Below are 17,790 nucleotides of genomic sequence, written 5' to 3'. Positions count from 1 at the left end.
AAAGGTTTTTGTTTCGGCAAGCTGTCCGTTATTTCTTCGTGCATATCATATTGGAAAAATATAAAAAGTTCTAAAAATAGCGTCCAAACTTATGTTTTGGGACGATCGAGTTTGGGCTTGAGGGAATACTGTGGCTTATCAACTCAATACTAATTAGGTGATTTAGATGTTAAAGGTTCTTAGTAAAGCAGTGCTTGTAGGATTGATGACAGCGACAGCATTCCCGCTTCTCGCCCAAGACGATTTCCCCAAGTTACCAGATACAGGGCAAACGGGTCATTTTGATACTAACGGAAAACCATTGGCTGCTTCGAGTGACAGTTTGTATTTAGGCCAAGATGCGTCTTATGAAGGCGTGCCCTTGCGATATCAAGACAATGGTGATGGTACGGTGACCGATTTGAATACCGGGTTAATGTGGCAACAAGATCACGACACAACGAGAAGAAACCTAGCTGACTCAGCAGCGGTCGTGGAATCAATGACCCTCGGCGGCTATGATGATTGGCGCCTTCCTACCATAAAAGAACTTTATTCTCTCGCCAACTTCGATGGTGAATTAATGAAGCCCGAGAGCGGTGCAGTTAGCCAACCTTATATTGATACCGAATATTTCGATTTTGAATACGATAAGCGTTTGCCTTTTGCCGGTGCATTTTGGTCTAGCACCGTGTATAACAAAGGGGCAGTACAAAATTTCGCCACTCATGGAGGGCTGCAGGGTGGCTTCGGCTTTAATTTTGCCGATGGACATATCAAATCCTATGAAACAGGGTTGTTTTTTGATGGGTCAGAAATTCAGGACTCCGATAATATGTTTGTACCAGGTAACTACGTACGCGCAGTTCGTGGCACAACGACTCTCTATGAAATGGATTACGTTGATAATCAAGATGGTACCGTTACAGATCGCTCGACTGGCTTGATGTGGGCGAAAAGTGACAGTGGCGAAAGGATGAACTGGGTTGACGCACTGGAGTACGCCGAAAACGCCACTTTGGCAGGGTATAGTGATTGGCGTTTACCTAACGCAAAAGAGCTTCAATCTCTGGTTGACTACGAAAAGAAAGATCTACCCGCTATCAATACGACTTATTTTGATGTGACCCCAACTCAGTTTGAGTCAAGCAATGATTCGTACTATTTTTGGACGAATACCACGCAAGGTGACTTTAAACACACGGCGGTCTATGTTTCTTTTGCGCAAGCATGGAGTAAGAAAAATTCTGATGCGACTCAATACTACGATTGGCATGGCGCCGGCGCACAACGTAGTGATCCCAAAAGCGGTATACCTGCCGACTATGAGCTTGCTTCTGAGATGGCCACGGATTACATCTCAATTGATAATTGGGTTCGCTTGGTGAGAGACGTGAATTAATTTAATGTCGATGACTAACTAAGAATTATGGGCTGAGATCATCTTGCGTAGCTAATACAGATTGCGCTCACTTTACAGCATTATGATTGCAGCCTTTTTGCCCCTAGACTCACAAGACACGCCATTTCCTCGCTGGCTCTCCCACAAGTTCAGCGAGTATTTTCTCTGTTCACTATCACAAATGTATATCAGCCTTTTCTAAAATAAAGGCTGATATATCAGTGCGATCGATTATTAACTAAAGCATCATCACGGTAATTGTTGACTATACTTTCGTTTAGATAGCGTTCTCAAAGGCGAAGTGTTTGTGACCAAATCCATTCTGATTGTTGATGATCAGCCCATTATCCGCACCATGTTAGCGTCCACGCTTAATGCGTTGGGGCGCTTTGATATTCATGAGGCAGGGAATGGGGCGCAAGCGTATGACGTAGTGGCAGGGGCGCATATCGATCTTATCTTTTGTGACATTAATATGCCCGATTCGGATGGCCTCTACTTACTGCAAAAGTTGAGTAATGAACGATTTCGCGGCGACATCGTCATCATCAGTGGTGAAGACGATGCGTTGATTCGCTCTACGCGCACGCTCACCGAAAGCTACCATCTGCGTATTTTAGGCGTATCGTCCAAGCCCATCACGGCTGCGATGATTCGTCACTATCTGCATCGCAAACCGGGCTGTGATGTGCACGATCAACCGCTCGAGAGTGAGCCGTTAACGCCGCAAGCGTTGGCAATGCATCTCGATAACAAACATGTAAAAGCGTATTTTCAGCCACAATACTCATTAGACACCATGCAGTTGATCGGCTTTGAGGCCTTGGCGCGAATCGAGCCCGATGAGAAGACACTGATTCTGCCCGGCCGCTTTATTTCAACTGCGGAAAACAGCTGTTTGATGATGCGACTCACCTTGCAAGTGATCAACGCCGCCATGCACGCTTTTTCGCAGTTAGGCCGCACGTATGATCATCTCACCTTATCACTCAATGTCTCTAGCCAAGTGCTGGAAGATGAGCACTTTCCGCAGTGGTTGTCGGACAAAGCGGCAGAGTTTCGCATCAGCAATCATCGCATCGTGTGCGAACTGACCGAAACCTTGATTTCAAACGATCCACAAAGCGTGCATGTGTCGTTACTCCGCTTGCGGATGCTCAATTTTGGCGTCTCGATTGATGATTTTGGTACCGGCTATGCAACCCTCACCCAGCTTCACTCTCTACCCTTTAACGAGCTCAAAATTGACAGGAGCTTTGTGTTTGATGTGCTAGAGAATGAAAAATCACTGGCCGTATGTCAGCGTTGCATTGGCCTCGCCCAAGACTTTGGCCTCAAAGTCGTGGCAGAAGGGATTGAGGACAATAAAACGCTGCAAGCGATACAGCGTTTGGGCTGCGATATCGGCCAAGGGTTTGGTTTAGCTCGCCCCGAAGCTAGTGAGCAGGCAGTGGCGAGAGTCAATCGTGGCCAAGTGGGATTATGGACAGAGTACGGCGACCAATAACTCAAATAGCCTAAGGACAGACAATGAAACTTTCAAAGCAATTACCGATCGGACTGATGATCGTTGGGCTTTTCATGATGTCCGCGACCTATCTAATGCTGAGTAAAAGTGATGGGCTGCTCAAGCAATACACCTCCAACGGCTTAGAGCGGGAAGCTAAGTTCCTGACCTATTTGATTGAGCAAAACTTAATGGAGCGCTATCACGACGCGTCGATTTTTCCTTTAGTGCTGGGTGAGTTGGAAAATGAAGCCGAGCTTAAATATGATGTCACAGATCCGGAATTTTTGGCCTCGCTTAATCGTCTTATCAAGAACTATTCAGTCTATCGGCGCATCGGTATCATGGATCTCAATGGAGAAATGATTGCAGAAAATAGCCGCAACCATTTAGGAAAAACGATTTTCAGCAACAATATTTCCAAATCAGAGGTGGTGGAATCCAACTGGTTTAAAGCGATTTCTAGCGCCGAGCACGTCGTCGGGGATGTGTTTTTCTTCGGCCCAACCAAGCGCATCATCGACACCAATGAGCAGCAGTTTGATCTCCTGATCGGCTCGAAAATCTACGACACCCAAGGCACCCTGATTGGCTATTGGCTCAATATCTTGGATTTTACTATTGTTGAGCAGCGTTTTGAGAAAGCCTACCAACTGCTGGCGCAAAAAGGCTTACCTTATGCCGAGCTCACCCTACTGGATGAACAAGGCAACGTGATTGTCGATTACGATCCATTTGTTCAACAAACCACCACCTATGAGCGCGACTTTTCGGTCCTGGGCCAGCTCAATTTGGTCAATGAAGGGGTCGAAGGAGCAAAACGTGCGATTGCTGGTTTGACGGGGACAGTCATTTCAACTCATGCACGCAAAGGCATCGAGCAGTTCACGGCTTTTGCGCACTTCAGTAGTGAGACCGACGTGCCGGTTCCGAATTGGTCGACCTTGATCCGGGTCGACAAAAATATCGCCTACAACGAATACGCTGAGCTGATGAAACTGGGCAAGTGGATATTCTTTGTCGCGTTGATATTGATTATCTCACTCTGGTATCTCTCCTCGCGCATATTGACGCGCCCTTTGCAAAAGGTGACTCAAGCCATACTGGAAATCGCCAATGGTAACTTGGAGCCAGAGATTGAAAAGAGTCAGGGGCGAGATGAAGTCAGCTCGATCAACAACGCGTTACTGGAACTGAAAGAAAAACTGTATGAGCGGGATGGATTGCTCAGTGAAGTGAGCGAGAAGCAGCAGCTAGTCGAGCTGCAACGCACGGCGATGAACGCGATGGCTTCTGGCATCATGATTGCCGATGCCAGACAAACCTCGATGCCGATCATCTTCGTCAACCAAGCGATTGAATTTCTCACTGGTTACCGAGCAGACGAACTGATCGATCAACATTATCAAGTGCTCTGGGGCGCGGAAACAGAACGTTCGTCTAAGCAGCGCGTAATGGAAGCCATCGAGCACGGCAAAAGCTGTACCTGCGTGATGATCAATTACCGGAAAAATCTCACCACCTTCATTAATAACCTCAGTGTTGATCCCGTCTTTGATGATGAAGGCAAGGTGACCCACTTTATTCTGGTGCACAACGACATTACGGAAATTAAGAAAGATGACGAGATCGCAAGGCTTGAGCTTGAAAGGCGCATCGAAGAGAGTACCAGAGAGTCACGCGAAGCCGCCAAGCGTTTAAGAACCGTGTTTGATACCGCCATCGATGGCTCGATAGTCATGAATGACAAAGGGATCATTATTGACGTAAACCACTCGTTGGAGTTGATGTTTGGTCGCAAGCAGCACGAAATGATAGGTCAACCTATCGCAGTGCTCCTACCGCAAACCACTCTGAAAGACAACGAAGCGCGCCAATGCTATTTTGACCAAGAGATCCGCCAATTTATCGGTCAACTGCGAACCGTCAAGGCGCAACACAAAAGCGGGGCCATCATCATTGTTGAAATCTCAGTGGGTGAAGCGAGATTGGAAAACGAGAGCTTGTTTGTCGCTGCAATACGCGATATCACCGAGCAGCAAGCGATCAAAGATGAGCAATTAAGCCTGCAAAAACAGCTAAAAGAACGAGAGACCATTTATCGTACCGCTTTCGACCAAGCCGCCGTCGGGATTGCTCGTGTTGCGCTGGATGGAAAAATGTTGGAAGTCAACCAGCGCATCTGTGCCAGTTTAGGGTACTCCGAACAGGAGTTGCTTGAACTGAATGTGGTGGACATTACCTATCATGAAGATCTCTCTTTAAGCAAAGGCTATTTAAAGGACTTGCTAGAAGGCAACTCAGACTTTTATACCCTAGATAAGCGCTATATCCGCAAAGATAGAACCGTTTTCTGGGCAAATCTCAACATCTCTTTGGTGAGAGATGACGAAGGGCAGCCCAAATATTATATCTCCATTATTGAAGACATCACGGAACGCAAGACCTTTGAACAGGAGCTGCGTGACGCACGCGATCAACGCGAAGAGTTGATTCGCGGAATCAACATCGCGTCAGAAGCGGGTGGGATTTGTAACTGGGCGTACAACATTGAGACGGATGAATTGCGCTGGGATCCGAGTACCTATGATCTTTATGGCGTCGAAGAGGGGCTCCCACTCACCTACGTTGACTGGCGTGACCGGGTGTTGGAAGAGGACATCGATGCGATAGAGAAAGAGATTCAAGACGCGATGCAGTTTGATTTGGCGATCGAGTCGGAATTTCGTTTTCGTCGCAAAGGACAGCGCGATGTACGCTGGGCGAAGGTGGCGGCGGCTATCGTGTATGATGACGACAACAAACCGGTCAAGATGTTTGGTATCAACATCGACATTACCGAGCAGAAACGCATCCTAACCGAGTTAGAAAAAGAGACGCTCGCTGCCCAGCGGGCTAACGAGGCGAAGTCGGCATTTCTTGCGACCATGAGCCATGAAATACGCACCCCGATGAACGGCGTGATCGGCATGATTGAACTGCTGAGACAAACCCCACTCAACGCCGACCAAAAACGCATGGCGACCACAGTGCGTGATTCTTCATTTGCCCTGCTTGATATCATCAACGACATACTCGATTTCTCTAAAATTGAGTCAGGCCAAATCGAAATTGAGTGGACGCCTAATTCGCTGCTTGAAATCATGGAAAAAACCGCTGCGAATCTTTGGGTCAACGCGTCGGACAAAAACGTCGATCTGGTGTTGGAGCCAGACTTGTCTATCCCACAAAGCATTGCTATTGACTCCCTACGCATCCGACAAATTATCCTTAACCTAACGGGCAACGCGATCAAGTTTTCCCACTACGAGGACAAACGAGGATTAGTGAAGTTGGTGAGCCGCTTTGACCACACTCAATCTTTGCTGCACATCGAGGTGAGTGACAACGGCATCGGCATCAGTGAAACCCAATTGCAATCGCTCTTTACTCCCTTCCAGCAAGCGGACACCTCGACCACTCGTAAATATGGCGGGACAGGGCTTGGCCTGAGCATCACCAAATCTTTTGTTGAGTTAATGGGCGGTGAAGTGGCGGTGCGCAGTGAAGTAGGGGTCGGCAGTACGTTCTCGCTCACGATTCCCATCCCAGAGGTGATTGACCGTACGCCAGAATTTAGCAACGTGATGTTGGCGAATCAGCCGATTGTGATTGGCTTAAGTAAAGCGCCGTTCCAAGATGGCTGTGAACACAGCTTAGTGCAGTTAGGCGTAACAGACATGACGGTGCTATCGAGCCCACAAGAGTGGCAACCCGTCACTCGCCGTGAGGGCGACAAAAAGCCTATTTTGATCTGCGATCCGCTCTTTGACGCTCAAATTGACAGCGATGGCGCGCTGCGTTTAATGATCGAAGAAGATCCAATCAAATCAAAAGGGTATGTGAATCCATATCTGTTCGTGATTGCAGGGCATCCGCTTAAACCGAGTGAGTTGATTCATGGCATTGGCGTGCTTTGCGGTCTGGTGAGTCCGGATTTTCAATGGCCAGAAGAGAGTTTAGAAAGCGCGCATGGCGCGAGTGCGTCGATGCTCACCCAACTTGCCACCGAAGGGGTACGTGTGCTGGTGGCTGAAGATAACAAAACCAACCAGATGGTGATTGGCCGTCAGTTGGACAATCTCGGGATCGCCCATGATATCGCCAATGATGGGGTCGAAGGTCTAGAGATGTGGGAAAGCGGTGCTTACGACTTAATTTTGACCGATTGCCATATGCCCAATATGGATGGCTACGAGCTCACGGCTCAGATCAGGCAGCGTGAAGCACAGCGATCTCAAGCACCGATCCCCATTATCGCGATCACCGCTAACGCCTTAGTGGGAGAAGCGGACACCTGCCTCAAAGCGGGCATGAGCGACTACATCTCCAAACCGGTCGAAATTGGCTTATTGAAGAGCAAACTGGCGCATTGGCTGAAACAGATCAGTGCCGCGCAAGCCAGCGCTCCTGATACGCAGGAAGGGGAAACGGAAGAGGGGATGGAAAAGGGTCTGAGACTAGAGACCTTAGTTGAGGTGATTGGGACCGATGACAAAGCGATCATCAGTGAGATCCTCACCATGTATTGGGAAAGTATTCAAACGGAAGTGGCCGATCTTGAGTCGGCCATCTCTGCTTTGAACTATAATAAGATCAAAAGCTTGGCGCACGCCGCGAAAGGCTCTTCGGCTTCAAGTGGCGCGGCTTATGTGAGTGAACTGTTTAAACAGATAGAGCTGAACAATCAAGACGTTGATTTAGCAGCGCACAACATCGAGCAGATTAAGACGGAGCTGACGCAGATAGAGCAGCAATTGAACACCTTGGGCATTCTTTAGTTTCACTGATTTAAGGGCCGAGAAAAGATATGGATAAATCGATTACCGTTGTAGTGTTTTATGAGTCACATGAAATTCGTGACTTAATGGAGGAGGTTCTGCGTGGTCGGGCGAGTGAACTGGTCTTTTCCAATTTAAAAGAGGACCAAAAAGAGTTTATTGAGTTTGCGCGTGGTCAGCACACTGCCTTCATGTTCATCTACGCCTTTGAAGACCCTAAGTTTGCGATTGATTTGTACCAGTTGCTTGATTCACACAGTGCGCTGTCGAACATCATGAAATACCCTCATTTGTCGGTGTTGTTTTGTAATCGAGAGTACCGTGAGCAAGCCTACCAAGAGTGCATGTCGAAGCGCTTTTTTCTCTACGACACGATCAATCCTGTCTATGACATGAACAAGGTGCGTTTGCTGTTGGATCTCACCTCTGAGGCGCTGATGCAGCAGATCAAAGTAACCGAGTTGGAGCAAGAGATAGAGGATTCACGCCGAGATATGTTTGACGTGTCGCTGCAACTCGATGGTATCGAAGGATCGATCAATGATGAGAAAGGCATTCAAGGTGGTCTCTTGGATGATTTGGCTCGGGATCTCAATGAGTTAGGTGAGCGCCATGAAAGCCTAGAAGGCGATGAGACCAGCGGGCGTATGAAGCAGGGCTTAGATGACTTTAAGAACCATAATGAGGTCTATTTCAGTGATCTCGGCGCTCAGGTAAGAAGTGCCAAGCCGAAAACCAAAGAAACAGAGCCTTTGGTGATTGTCGCTGATGATCAGAAAATGATGCTTAAAATCATCACCACGATTTTGCAACCGAAAGGATTTCGGGTGGAAACGGCCTCGAATGGCGCTGAAGCGATTATGAAAGCCAAAGTTTTCCCACCCAGTGCCGTACTACTCGACATTGATATGCCTGTGATGAATGGTGTTGAGACATTAAAAGCGTTTAAAAAGCTCGAGCCACTTAAACATGTGCCCATCATTATGCTGACCAGCAATACTGATAAACACAGCTTTGTCGAGTGCCTCAAATTGGGCGCAGTGGATTACATCGTCAAACCGACTAATGCGGAAACCTTGCTCAAAAAGCTGTTGGCGGTGGTATAGCGCCTGAGCCCAACACAGCACATTGTTGCCACAAGCCAAGTTTAGTGTTGTGCACTTTGTTTAGTGGGCTAATTAACAATATTTCGAGCACATAATTTTTAGCTTGTGCTGCTCATGTGTGTAAACCTTACTCGTTGTTCTCCTCTCACTGTTAAGTCGCGCACTTGACGCTGGTGTCACGCCATATCTATAACTTTCAGTTATTTGAAGGCATTTATTGTCGCCAAAATGTAGCAATTCTGTGTCGTTTTTACGGATTTCTTCTCACCCGTTTTCGCCTCTCAATCAGGATTGATTCTTTACGTTAATGAAAAATCATTTGAGTTCGAACTAATTTTCAGGCATTTTATATTTAACTGAACGTTCAATAAAAAATAAATGGAGCCGTTTGATGCCGAAAGTTGGGATGCCACAAATTCGAAAACCGCAATTGGTGCAGGCCACCATGACGGTGATTGACCGCGTAGGATTACACGCGGCGAGTATCTCGCTGATCAGCAAAGAAGCGGGTGTGTCGACGGGCATCATCAACCACTATTTCGGCGGTAAACATGGCCTGTTAGAGGAGACGATGCGTGAGATTTTGCGTCAGCTCTCAACCACCATCACCGAGAAACTCAAGGTGTTGCCAAAAGACGCCCACGTTGAACGTATCAACGCCATCATTGATGGCAACTTTGTCGGTTATCAAGCAGAGAATAAGGTGGCCAAAACCTGGCTGGCTTTCTGGTCATACTCAATGCACGACGCTCAGCTCAAACGTCTTCAGCAAGTCAATGAGAAGCGCTTGCTCTCTCATCTGAAGATCGAACTCAAGGCGCTGTTCTCTGCCGAACAGGTGGAGGTGGTCGCGCACGGTATCGCTGCGTTGATCGATGGGATTTGGATTCGCGGGACGCTCAACCCGCAAGGTATAGACGCCGATATGGCGCGCCAAATCATCAACGATTATCTCGATAAACAACTCACGTTTTACTCACAAAAATAATTTAAGTCAGACTTTACATGGATATGAAATCACTATTTATCGACGGTAAAGCCCACCAGGCAACGTCTGGTGAAACATTTACCACCTACAACCCGGCAACGGGTGAACCTTTGGCAACCATAGGTCAAGCCAGCGAAGCCGATCTCGCACTTGCGATTGAATCGGCGAAAAAAGGCTTTGCCGTTTGGTCAGCGATGAGTGCCACTGAGCGCAGCCGCATTTTGCTCAAAGCGGTGGCGCTGCTGCGTGAGCGCAATGATGAACTCGCCGCACTCGAAGTGTCGGATACAGGTAAACCTTTGCAAGAAGCGTTGGAAGTGGACATCGTCACCGGCGCAGACGTGATCGAATACTTTGCCGGGCTTGCTCCTGCGCTTCAAGGTGAGCAGCAGCCGCTGAGTGAATCACAGTTCTTCTACACACGTCGCGAGCCGCTGGGCATTTGCGCAGGGATTGGCGCGTGGAACTACCCGATTCAGATCGCTATGTGGAAATCCGCACCCGCACTCGCCGCAGGGAATGCAATGATTTTTAAACCGTCGGAAGAGACACCGCTGACTGCGCTGAAACTGGCTGAGATATTCACCGAAGCAGGGCTGCCTGATGGCGTCTTCAACGTCTTGCAAGGGGACCATCGCGTCGGTCAAATGCTGACCGCACATCCAGATATCGCCAAGGTGTCGTTTACCGGTGAGTCTGGTACGGGCAAGAAAGTGATGGCAGACAGTGCGCGTACGCTAAAACACGTCACCATGGAACTTGGTGGTAAGTCACCGCTGATCATTTTTGATGATGCCAAGCTTGATGATGCAGTGTCGGCAGCGATGGTGGCGAACTTTTATACCCAAGGCGAGGTGTGTACCCACGGTACTCGTGTGTTTGTGCATGAGTCATTATACCCCTCATTTATAGAACAACTTAAAGCGCGAACCGAGAAACTGGTGGTTGGCGATCCTATGGATAAGGCGACCCAGATTGGCGCGCTTATTTCCAAAGAGCATCAACAAAAAGTGCTCGCAGCGATTGAAAGTGCCAAGCAGAGCGGCGCGACCTTATTGACTGGCGGTGAGGCGGTGAAAGATGGCGCGCTAGCAAACGGCAATTTCGTTCAGCCAACAGTGTTTATTGATTGCGATGATGATATGCCTCACGTGCAGCAGGAAATCTTTGGCCCTGTCATGTCCGTGCTCACCTTTAGCGATGAAGACGAGGTGATCGCACGAGCGAACAACACCGACTACGGCTTGGCAGCGGGTGTCTTTACTCAAAACCTGTCTCGAGCGCATCGAGTGATTCATCAGATGCAAGCGGGTATTTGCTGGGTCAACACTTGGGGCGATTCCCCGGCAGAAATGCCAGTGGGCGGCTACAAGCACTCTGGTCTTGGTCGTGAAAATGGTCCAGAAACCCTGCGCCACTATACCCAAACCAAAAGTATTTTGGTGGAACTTGGCGGCTACGAAAGCCCATACGCATAACGGGAGGTAGGCAATGACAACTCGTTACGACTACATCATTGTGGGCGCCGGTTCAGCGGGCTGTGTACTGGCGGACAGATTGACCGAAAGCGGTGAGCACCAAGTGCTGCTGCTTGAGGCAGGGGGCAGCGATAAGAGCATTTTTATCCAGATGCCAACGGCGCTCTCTTACCCCATGAACAGTGAAAAATACGCATGGCAATTTGAAACGACGCCTGAGCAAGGCTTAGATGGCCGACAACTGCACTGTCCAAGGGGCAAAGTGTTGGGTGGTAGCTCATCCATCAATGGCATGGTGTATGTGCGTGGTCACGCCTGTGACTTTGACCAGTGGCAGGAACACGGCGCCGAGGGTTGGAACTACCAAGCCTGTCTGCCCTATTTCCGCCGTGCGGAATCTTGGCAGGGTGGCGCAGATGCCTACCGAGGCGGCGATGGGCCGCTTGGCACCTGTGGTGGCAACAATATGGAACTCAATCCGCTATACCGCGCCTTTATTGATGCTGGCGTGGAAGCGGGCTATCCCGAAACCGACGATTACAATGGCTATCAGCAAGAAGGTTTTGGTGCGATGGACATGACGGTAGACAAAGGGGTTCGCGCTTCTACGTCTAACGCCTACCTAAAGCGTGCCCGTAAGCGTTCAAACTTGACTCTGATTAAAGGCGTCGTTGCGCGCAAAGTGCTGCTCGATAACGGCCGTGCCATTGGCGTGGAGTATGAAAAGTCGGGTCAGATAACACAAGCAATGGCGAGCGTCGAAGTGATCGCCAGCGCCGGTTCCATTGGCTCGGTGCAACTGCTGCAACTGTCCGGTATTGGGCCCAAAGCGGTGCTTGAGGCGGCGGGTGTCGAGGTCAAACATGATCTACCGGGCGTGGGTGAAAACCTGCAAGACCACTTAGAGGTCTACTTCCAATATCACTGCACCCAGCCGATTACGCTTAACAGCAAACTTGGCTTAGTCAGTAAGGGCATGATCGGCGCTGAGTGGATCCTAACGCGCAAAGGTTTAGGGGCCACCAACCATTTTGAGTCGTGCGCCTTTATTCGTTCACGTGAAGGGTTGAAGTGGCCCAATATTCAATATCACTTTTTGCCTGCGGCGATGCGCTACGACGGACGCGCGGCGTTTGATGGCCACGGTTTCCAAGTGCATGTTGGCCCCAATAAGCCTGAAAGTCGTGGCCGCGTGGCGATCACGTCGGCGAATCCGCACGATAAGCCGCAGATTGAGTTCAACTACATCTCGACTGAGCAAGACAAGCAGGACTGGCGAGATTGCATTCGCCTGACACGAGAGATTCTCAACCAGCCAGCGATGGATGCGTTTCGCGGTGAAGAGATTCAACCCGGCAGCGACGTCACCAGTGATGAGGCGATTGATGAGTGGGTGAAACAGAACGTAGAGAGTGCGTACCACCCGTCGTGCAGCTGCAAAATGGGCGCAGACGATGACCCGATGGCGGTATTGGATGAAAGCTGTCGAGTTCGTGGCGTGGAGAGTTTGCGTGTTGTGGACTCATCCATCTTCCCGACCATTCCTAATGGCAACCTCAACGCGCCCACCATCATGGTGGCTGAGCGTGCAGCGGATATGATTCTGGGCAAGCCTCTGTTTGAGCCAGACAACCAACCTGTGTGGGTTGCACCGAAATGGCAAGAAAAACAGCGAATTCATGCGCCCAAACGTGCGCACATCATTAAGTAAAGCGAAGGAAAGACTCGCAAAAAACGAGCACGGACCGGCACGTTGCGGCCGGTCAACATAATAAGCAGTTAGTAAAAACAGAAAGTTAGTAAAAAGGAAATCAACATGTCTATGATGACGAAAACCTTCTCAACACTCGCTCTGTCGAGTTTAGCGATCAATGCGTATGCCAACCAGTGTGAAACCGTGCGTTTCGCCGATGTCGGTTGGACGGACATTACCGCGACCACCGCAGTCACGTCTGAAGTACTGAAAGGTCTGGGTTACCAAACTAAGACGGATCTGCTCTCCGTGCCCGTCACTTACTCTTCGATGGCAAACGGTGATATCGATATCTTCCTTGGCAACTGGATGCCAACGATGGAGGGAGATATCGCTAAATACCGTGAGGCTGGCACAGTGGAAACCGTACGTGCCAATCTAGAGGGTGCGAAGTACACGCTAGCAGTACCGAAATACGTCTATGAAGCGGGGGTGAAAGACTTCGCTGATATCGCGAAAAACGCCGACAAATTCCGCGACCGCATTTATGGCATTGAGCCAGGAAATGACGGCAACCGCCTAATCCAATCCATGATAGATAGCGATGCATTTGGCCTGAAAGCGTTCAGCCTAGTTGAATCCAGCGAGGCCGGCATGGTGTCTCAAGTGGCACGCGCTGTACGCCGCAATCAGTGGATTGTCTACCTTGGTTGGGCACCGCACCCAATGAACAGCAATATTGAGATGGAATACCTCGCGGGCGGCGATGACTTCTTTGGCCCGAACTACGGCGGTGCGAACGTGTACACCAACGTGCGAGCGAACTACTTGTCTGAATGTGGCAACGTTGGCCAACTACTGAAAAACCTTGAGTTTAGCCTTGAGATGGAAAACCAGTTGATGGAAGCCATCTTGAATCAAAATGTTAAACCTTCAATTGCGGCTCAGCAGTGGTTGAAGGCCAACCCAGAGCAGGTTGAAAAGTGGCTAGAAGGCGTGAAGACCATCGACGGTAAAGACGCAGCTTCAGCGGTGAAAAACTACATTGATTCAAAAGCGTAATTCAAATGGGTGGGCACTGCCCACCCGCAACATCAAGGTTATATTGTGAATTTTATTACTGACAACAAAATCCCATTGGGTGAGTGGATGGAAGCAGGGGTTGATTGGCTAACATTTAACGCTGCTGGGCTGTTTGATGCGATTTCTCTCTTTCTTGAAACCATTATTCTGTTTGTTGTAGACATTTTTAAATGGATGCCACCTGCGATGCCGATCTTAATGACGGCGGCCATTGCTTGGTATCTGCATCGTAGTCTTCCGCTAGTGTTATTCATTATTGGCGCGTTGCTGACGATTCTCAATCTTGGCTACTGGCAAGAGATGCTAGAAACCTTTGTTTTAGTTTTTGCTGCGACAACGATTTCTGTATTAATTGGCGTGCCTCTGGGCATTATGGCGGCGCACCGTCGTTGGCTCTACACCCTGCTCAGACCGATTCTCGACTTAATGCAAACCGTACCCACGTTTGTTTATCTGATCCCCACGCTGGTTCTGTTTGGCTTGGGTATTGTCCCGGGGCTGATTTCAACCATCATCTTCGCCATTGCTGCGCCGATTCGTTTAACTTACCTCGGCATCACTAAAGTACCGGAAGAACTGGTCGAAGCCGGTAAAGCGTTTGGTGCCACGCGCATGAAACTGCTGTTTAAAGTGGAACTGCCTGCGGCCATGCCAAGCATTATGGCGGGCGTGACTCAGTGCATTATGTTGTCTTTGTCGATGGTGGTGATTGCCGCGCTGGTGGGAGCGGACGGCCTAGGAAAACCCGTAGTGCGTGCACTCAACACGGTGAACATTTCGCAAGGTTTTGAAGCCGGACTTGCCATCGTATTGGTCGCTATCATCCTTGATCGACTGTGTAAATCACCGAACCAGAAGGAAGCCTAATCATGAAAGCGATTACGATTAACAATCTTGATGTGGTGTTTGGTGACAAACCACAACTGGCCCTCGATTTACTCGACAAAGGACTATCACGCCAAGAGATCATTGACCAAACCTCGCAAGTGGTGGGGGTCGATAATGTCTCTTTGTCGGTCGATGAAGGCGAAATTTGTGTCTTGATGGGCCTCTCTGGCTCGGGAAAATCCAGCCTGCTTCGCGCGGTCAATGGGCTCAATACGATCTCTCGTGGCTCATTAACCATCAAAGATGGTGACTCACAAGTGGATCTCGCTAACTGTGATGAACAGACACTGCGCCATTTGCGTACGCATCGTGTCTCTATGGTGTTTCAAAAGTTCGCCCTGATGCCTTGGCTCACCGTATTGGACAACGTCGCCTTTGGTCTTGAGTTGCAAGGGCAAGGAAAAACCGAGCGAAGAGCCAAAGCGCGCGAGCAGCTCGAGATGGTGGGCTTAGCCGAGTGGGAAGATAAGTTCCCGCATGAGCTCTCAGGGGGGATGCAGCAACGTGTTGGTCTTGCTCGTGCCTTTGCGATGGACAGTGATATTTTACTGATGGATGAGCCGTTTTCCGCGCTCGATCCGCTGATCCGTGCTCAGTTGCAAGATGAACTGATTTTGTTACAGAAGAAACTGAATAAAACCATCTTGTTTGTCAGTCATGATCTCGATGAAGCACTTAAAATCGGCAACAACATTGCGATTATGGAGTCAGGCAAGCTGATCCAGCACGGTAAACCAGAAGCAATCATTCTGACGCCAGAGAACGACTACGTACGAGATTTTGTTGCGCACACCAATCCTCTTAATGTATTGAAAGGGCGCTCCTTGATGCAGCCGGTGGAAGAGTTGAAGCACAACGCCAACCAATGGCAAGTGTGCGGCAGTGACGCGCTGTGGGTGAGTCAACAAGGCGAGCGCCTTGAACTTGCGCCTGACTCCTCGCTCTCTTTGCTGTATTGGGATGCCAGCAAGGGTGATTTCGACTCCGTGAATGCCTCGACCGTGGTGGTCACCAGCCCTGACATTGGGATGCGAGAAGCGATTGAACTGAAACAACGCAGCGGGCAGCCTATCTTATTGATGGAAGAAGGGCGCTTAGTGGGCGTGTTGAACGACAGTGAGTTTTATGACGCGTTGCTAGGCAATTACAACGCGCCGAAAGCGGCGTAGTTAACCTCTTGCATCGTTAGCGTTCATCTCAATCTGAACGACATCAAAAAGGGCTGACGCATTGTCAGCCCTTTTCGGTTTAGTGTTTACGGCCAGTGCCGCTTCTGACTAACTCTTGACCATTCTGGAACACATCTTCCGTGACCCAGCGGCCAAGAATCAATTGATGGTTGTCATCGAGCACTGCGACAAATCGGCGCCCGTCTGCGTTGCTGGTCGCAAGGGCGATACCGGCGACACCCTGTAGGCCAAGCGTGCCGTTTTCAACGGCGATCAAAAAGGCTTCAAGTTCTTCTAGGCTGGCGATAATTGTGTCGTCATTAATCATATTGGTTATCTCTTGGTCTATCTTGTTGACATCTGTGCGGTATTACGCGCATAGCCGCCACTCTATCACTGCCGCTTAGGCTGTGACAAACAAATCACCTTGTTGGCCAACACACAGGATACCTTTTAGGCATTCATCACTGAGGCTGATACACTGAAGGTGAATATGGATTTCAGGAACCTTCAGATGCAAAGCACGCCCATTCTCTATTATGTTTACGATCCGATGTGCTCATGGTGTTGGGGCTATCAACCCGTATGGCAGCAAGTCAAACAGCAACTCTCAGGTACGGTTAGCGTGCAGTACGTGGTTGGCGGTTTAGCGCCAGACAGTGATGAGCCGATGCCAATAGCGATGCGAGAGCAAATTGCCTCCTACTGGCGCAAAATTGAAAACTTGCTCGGCACGCCATTTAACTACGATTTTTGGACCAGCAACACGCCAAGGCGCTCAACGTACCCTGCATGTCGCGCAGCCTTGGCGGCACGCAAGCAAGACGCCGAATTGGTGATGATCAACGCGATTCAACGCGCCTATTATCTTGAGGCGAAAAATCCCAGTGATGATGAGGTGTTACTTGCACTCGCCAGCCAGGCTGGGCTGGATATGACGCGCTTTGAAGAGGACTATCGCAGTGTGCAGCTCAACCAGTCTTTGCTGGATGAGATTCGTTTTTCTCGCCAGATTGGCGCGAATGGGTTCCCATCTTTGGTACTACGCATTGAGGATCACGTCTATCCCATCGCCGTGGATTATCGCGACGCACACAATACAGTTACCCTCGTGCACTCCGTGTTGGAGGAGCAATCATGATTCGCATTGAGCCGCTCAGTGAACAGACCATTGATCGAGTAAGAGGGGTCACGCTACCCCAAGCGCAAGTGAAGTTTGCGGGGACCGCTGAGGAGTTTCTCTCCGATCATTGCCCAACCACACATCGGCATGTGATTTTAGCCGGCGATAACGTAGTTGGCTTTTTCAAACTCGATATCGCCTATCGTCGCCGCTACGACTTTTGTCCCGATCACGCAATGGGGCTCAGAGCGTTTGCCATCGACGCCGCTCATCAAGGTAAAGGGTATGGCAAAGCAGCGATTCGCGCATTGATGCCGTATCTCGTCGCCAACTATCCGCAGTTTGAGACGATTTACCTCACGGTCAACTGCAAAAATCCCGGCGCGCAAGCCTGCTATCTCAAAAGCGGCTTTGTCGATACTGGCAAGATCTATTTAGGTGGTTCTGCTGGCCCGCAACACATCATGAGAGCGACTATTCATGCTTAAGTCGTTGGTATAAAAAAGGATAAGTACCAGAAAAAAACGGCTCGACCGTGTCTGAATTTCTCTAGA

Annotated in this window: 13 protein-coding genes; 12 read left to right on the top strand and 1 reads right to left on the bottom strand. The window is 49.4% G+C overall.

Annotation, left to right across the window (positions count from 1 at the left end; genetic code table 11):
- Positions 1 to 166: 166 nt before the first annotated feature.
- The 10 genes from AC6R10_RS13520 (at position 167) to choV (ending at position 16,113) form a co-directional block, all read left to right on the top strand.
- Positions 167 to 1,381 carry an Lcl C-terminal domain-containing protein gene (locus AC6R10_RS13520; protein WP_500672551.1) on the top strand — a complete coding sequence of 405 codons (1,215 nt, stop codon included), beginning with the start codon at positions 167 to 169 and terminating at the stop codon, positions 1,379 to 1,381.
- A 307-nt stretch (positions 1,382 to 1,688) separates the two neighbouring features.
- Positions 1,689 to 2,888: an EAL domain-containing response regulator gene (locus AC6R10_RS13515; protein WP_500672550.1), complete on the top strand. Its 1,200-nt coding sequence runs from the start codon at positions 1,689 to 1,691 to the stop codon at positions 2,886 to 2,888.
- Between the two features lie 23 nt (positions 2,889 to 2,911).
- Positions 2,912 to 7,708: a PAS domain S-box protein gene (locus AC6R10_RS13510; RefSeq protein WP_500672549.1), complete on the top strand. Its 4,797-nt coding sequence runs from the start codon at positions 2,912 to 2,914 to the stop codon at positions 7,706 to 7,708.
- 29 nt (positions 7,709 to 7,737) lie between these two features.
- Positions 7,738 to 8,814: a response regulator gene (locus AC6R10_RS13505; protein ID WP_500672548.1), complete on the top strand. Its 1,077-nt coding sequence runs from the start codon at positions 7,738 to 7,740 to the stop codon at positions 8,812 to 8,814.
- A gap of 391 nt (positions 8,815 to 9,205) precedes the next feature.
- On the top strand, positions 9,206 to 9,802 hold the full coding sequence (betI, locus tag AC6R10_RS13500; protein ID WP_487903301.1) for a transcriptional regulator BetI: 597 nt from the start codon (positions 9,206 to 9,208) through the stop codon (positions 9,800 to 9,802).
- Positions 9,803 to 9,819: 17 nt separating this feature from the next.
- Positions 9,820 to 11,280, top strand: a complete 1,461-nt coding sequence (gene betB, locus AC6R10_RS13495; RefSeq protein ID WP_500672547.1) for a betaine-aldehyde dehydrogenase — start codon at positions 9,820 to 9,822, stop codon at positions 11,278 to 11,280.
- A gap of 13 nt (positions 11,281 to 11,293) precedes the next feature.
- Positions 11,294 to 12,991, top strand: a complete 1,698-nt coding sequence (betA, locus tag AC6R10_RS13490) for a choline dehydrogenase (protein ID WP_500672546.1) — start codon at positions 11,294 to 11,296, stop codon at positions 12,989 to 12,991.
- Positions 12,992 to 13,096: 105 nt separating this feature from the next.
- Positions 13,097 to 14,035: a choline ABC transporter substrate-binding protein gene (locus AC6R10_RS13485; protein ID WP_500672545.1), complete on the top strand. Its 939-nt coding sequence runs from the start codon at positions 13,097 to 13,099 to the stop codon at positions 14,033 to 14,035.
- Between the two features lie 45 nt (positions 14,036 to 14,080).
- Complete coding sequence (choW, locus tag AC6R10_RS13480; protein ID WP_334553378.1) at positions 14,081 to 14,923, top strand: choline ABC transporter permease subunit; 843 nt, start codon at positions 14,081 to 14,083, stop codon at positions 14,921 to 14,923.
- 2 nt (positions 14,924 to 14,925) lie between these two features.
- Positions 14,926 to 16,113 (top strand): choline ABC transporter ATP-binding protein, encoded by a 1,188-nt coding sequence (gene choV, locus AC6R10_RS13475; RefSeq protein ID WP_500672544.1) that lies wholly within the window; start codon positions 14,926 to 14,928, stop codon positions 16,111 to 16,113.
- 79 nt (positions 16,114 to 16,192) lie between these two features.
- Here the strand turns inward: choV and AC6R10_RS13470 are convergent, their stop codons facing one another.
- A complete protein-coding gene (locus AC6R10_RS13470; RefSeq protein WP_334553381.1) occupies positions 16,193 to 16,441 on the bottom strand; it encodes a hypothetical protein in 249 nt (82 codons plus the stop codon).
- A 186-nt stretch (positions 16,442 to 16,627) separates the two neighbouring features.
- Between AC6R10_RS13470 and AC6R10_RS13465 the strand changes: the two genes are divergently transcribed.
- Positions 16,628 to 17,254 carry a DsbA family protein gene (locus tag AC6R10_RS13465; RefSeq protein WP_500672543.1) on the top strand — a complete coding sequence of 209 codons (627 nt, stop codon included), beginning with the start codon at positions 16,628 to 16,630 and terminating at the stop codon, positions 17,252 to 17,254.
- Positions 17,251 to 17,724, top strand: coding sequence for a GNAT family N-acetyltransferase (locus tag AC6R10_RS13460; RefSeq protein ID WP_500672542.1), 474 nt, complete (start codon positions 17,251 to 17,253; stop codon positions 17,722 to 17,724). Before AC6R10_RS13465 ends, AC6R10_RS13460 begins: the two co-directional genes overlap by 4 nt.
- Positions 17,725 to 17,790 lie beyond the last annotated feature (66 nt).

Source organism: Vibrio sp. R12-SG2-ISO1 (genome assembly GCF_059834045.1).
The sequence above is the reverse complement of the archived record's forward strand: the minus strand, read 5'-3'. Positions and strand labels throughout refer to the sequence as shown.

Coding starts and splice junctions, on each gene's coding strand:
- AC6R10_RS13520 (WP_500672551.1), top strand. CDS start 167: ATGTTAAAGGTTCTTAGTAAAGCAGTGCTTGTAGGATTGATGACAGCG.
- AC6R10_RS13510 (WP_500672549.1), top strand. CDS start 2,912: ATGAAACTTTCAAAGCAATTACCGATCGGACTGATGATCGTTGGGCTT.
- AC6R10_RS13505 (WP_500672548.1), top strand. CDS start 7,738: ATGGATAAATCGATTACCGTTGTAGTGTTTTATGAGTCACATGAAATT.
- betI (WP_487903301.1), top strand. CDS start 9,206: ATGCCGAAAGTTGGGATGCCACAAATTCGAAAACCGCAATTGGTGCAG.
- betB (WP_500672547.1), top strand. CDS start 9,820: ATGGATATGAAATCACTATTTATCGACGGTAAAGCCCACCAGGCAACG.
- betA (WP_500672546.1), top strand. CDS start 11,294: ATGACAACTCGTTACGACTACATCATTGTGGGCGCCGGTTCAGCGGGC.
- AC6R10_RS13485 (WP_500672545.1), top strand. CDS start 13,097: ATGTCTATGATGACGAAAACCTTCTCAACACTCGCTCTGTCGAGTTTA.
- choV (WP_500672544.1), top strand. CDS start 14,926: ATGAAAGCGATTACGATTAACAATCTTGATGTGGTGTTTGGTGACAAA.
- AC6R10_RS13470 (WP_334553381.1), bottom strand. CDS start 16,441: ATGATTAATGACGACACAATTATCGCCAGCCTAGAAGAACTTGAAGCC.
- AC6R10_RS13465 (WP_500672543.1), top strand. CDS start 16,628: ATGCAAAGCACGCCCATTCTCTATTATGTTTACGATCCGATGTGCTCA.
- AC6R10_RS13460 (WP_500672542.1), top strand. CDS start 17,251: ATGATTCGCATTGAGCCGCTCAGTGAACAGACCATTGATCGAGTAAGA.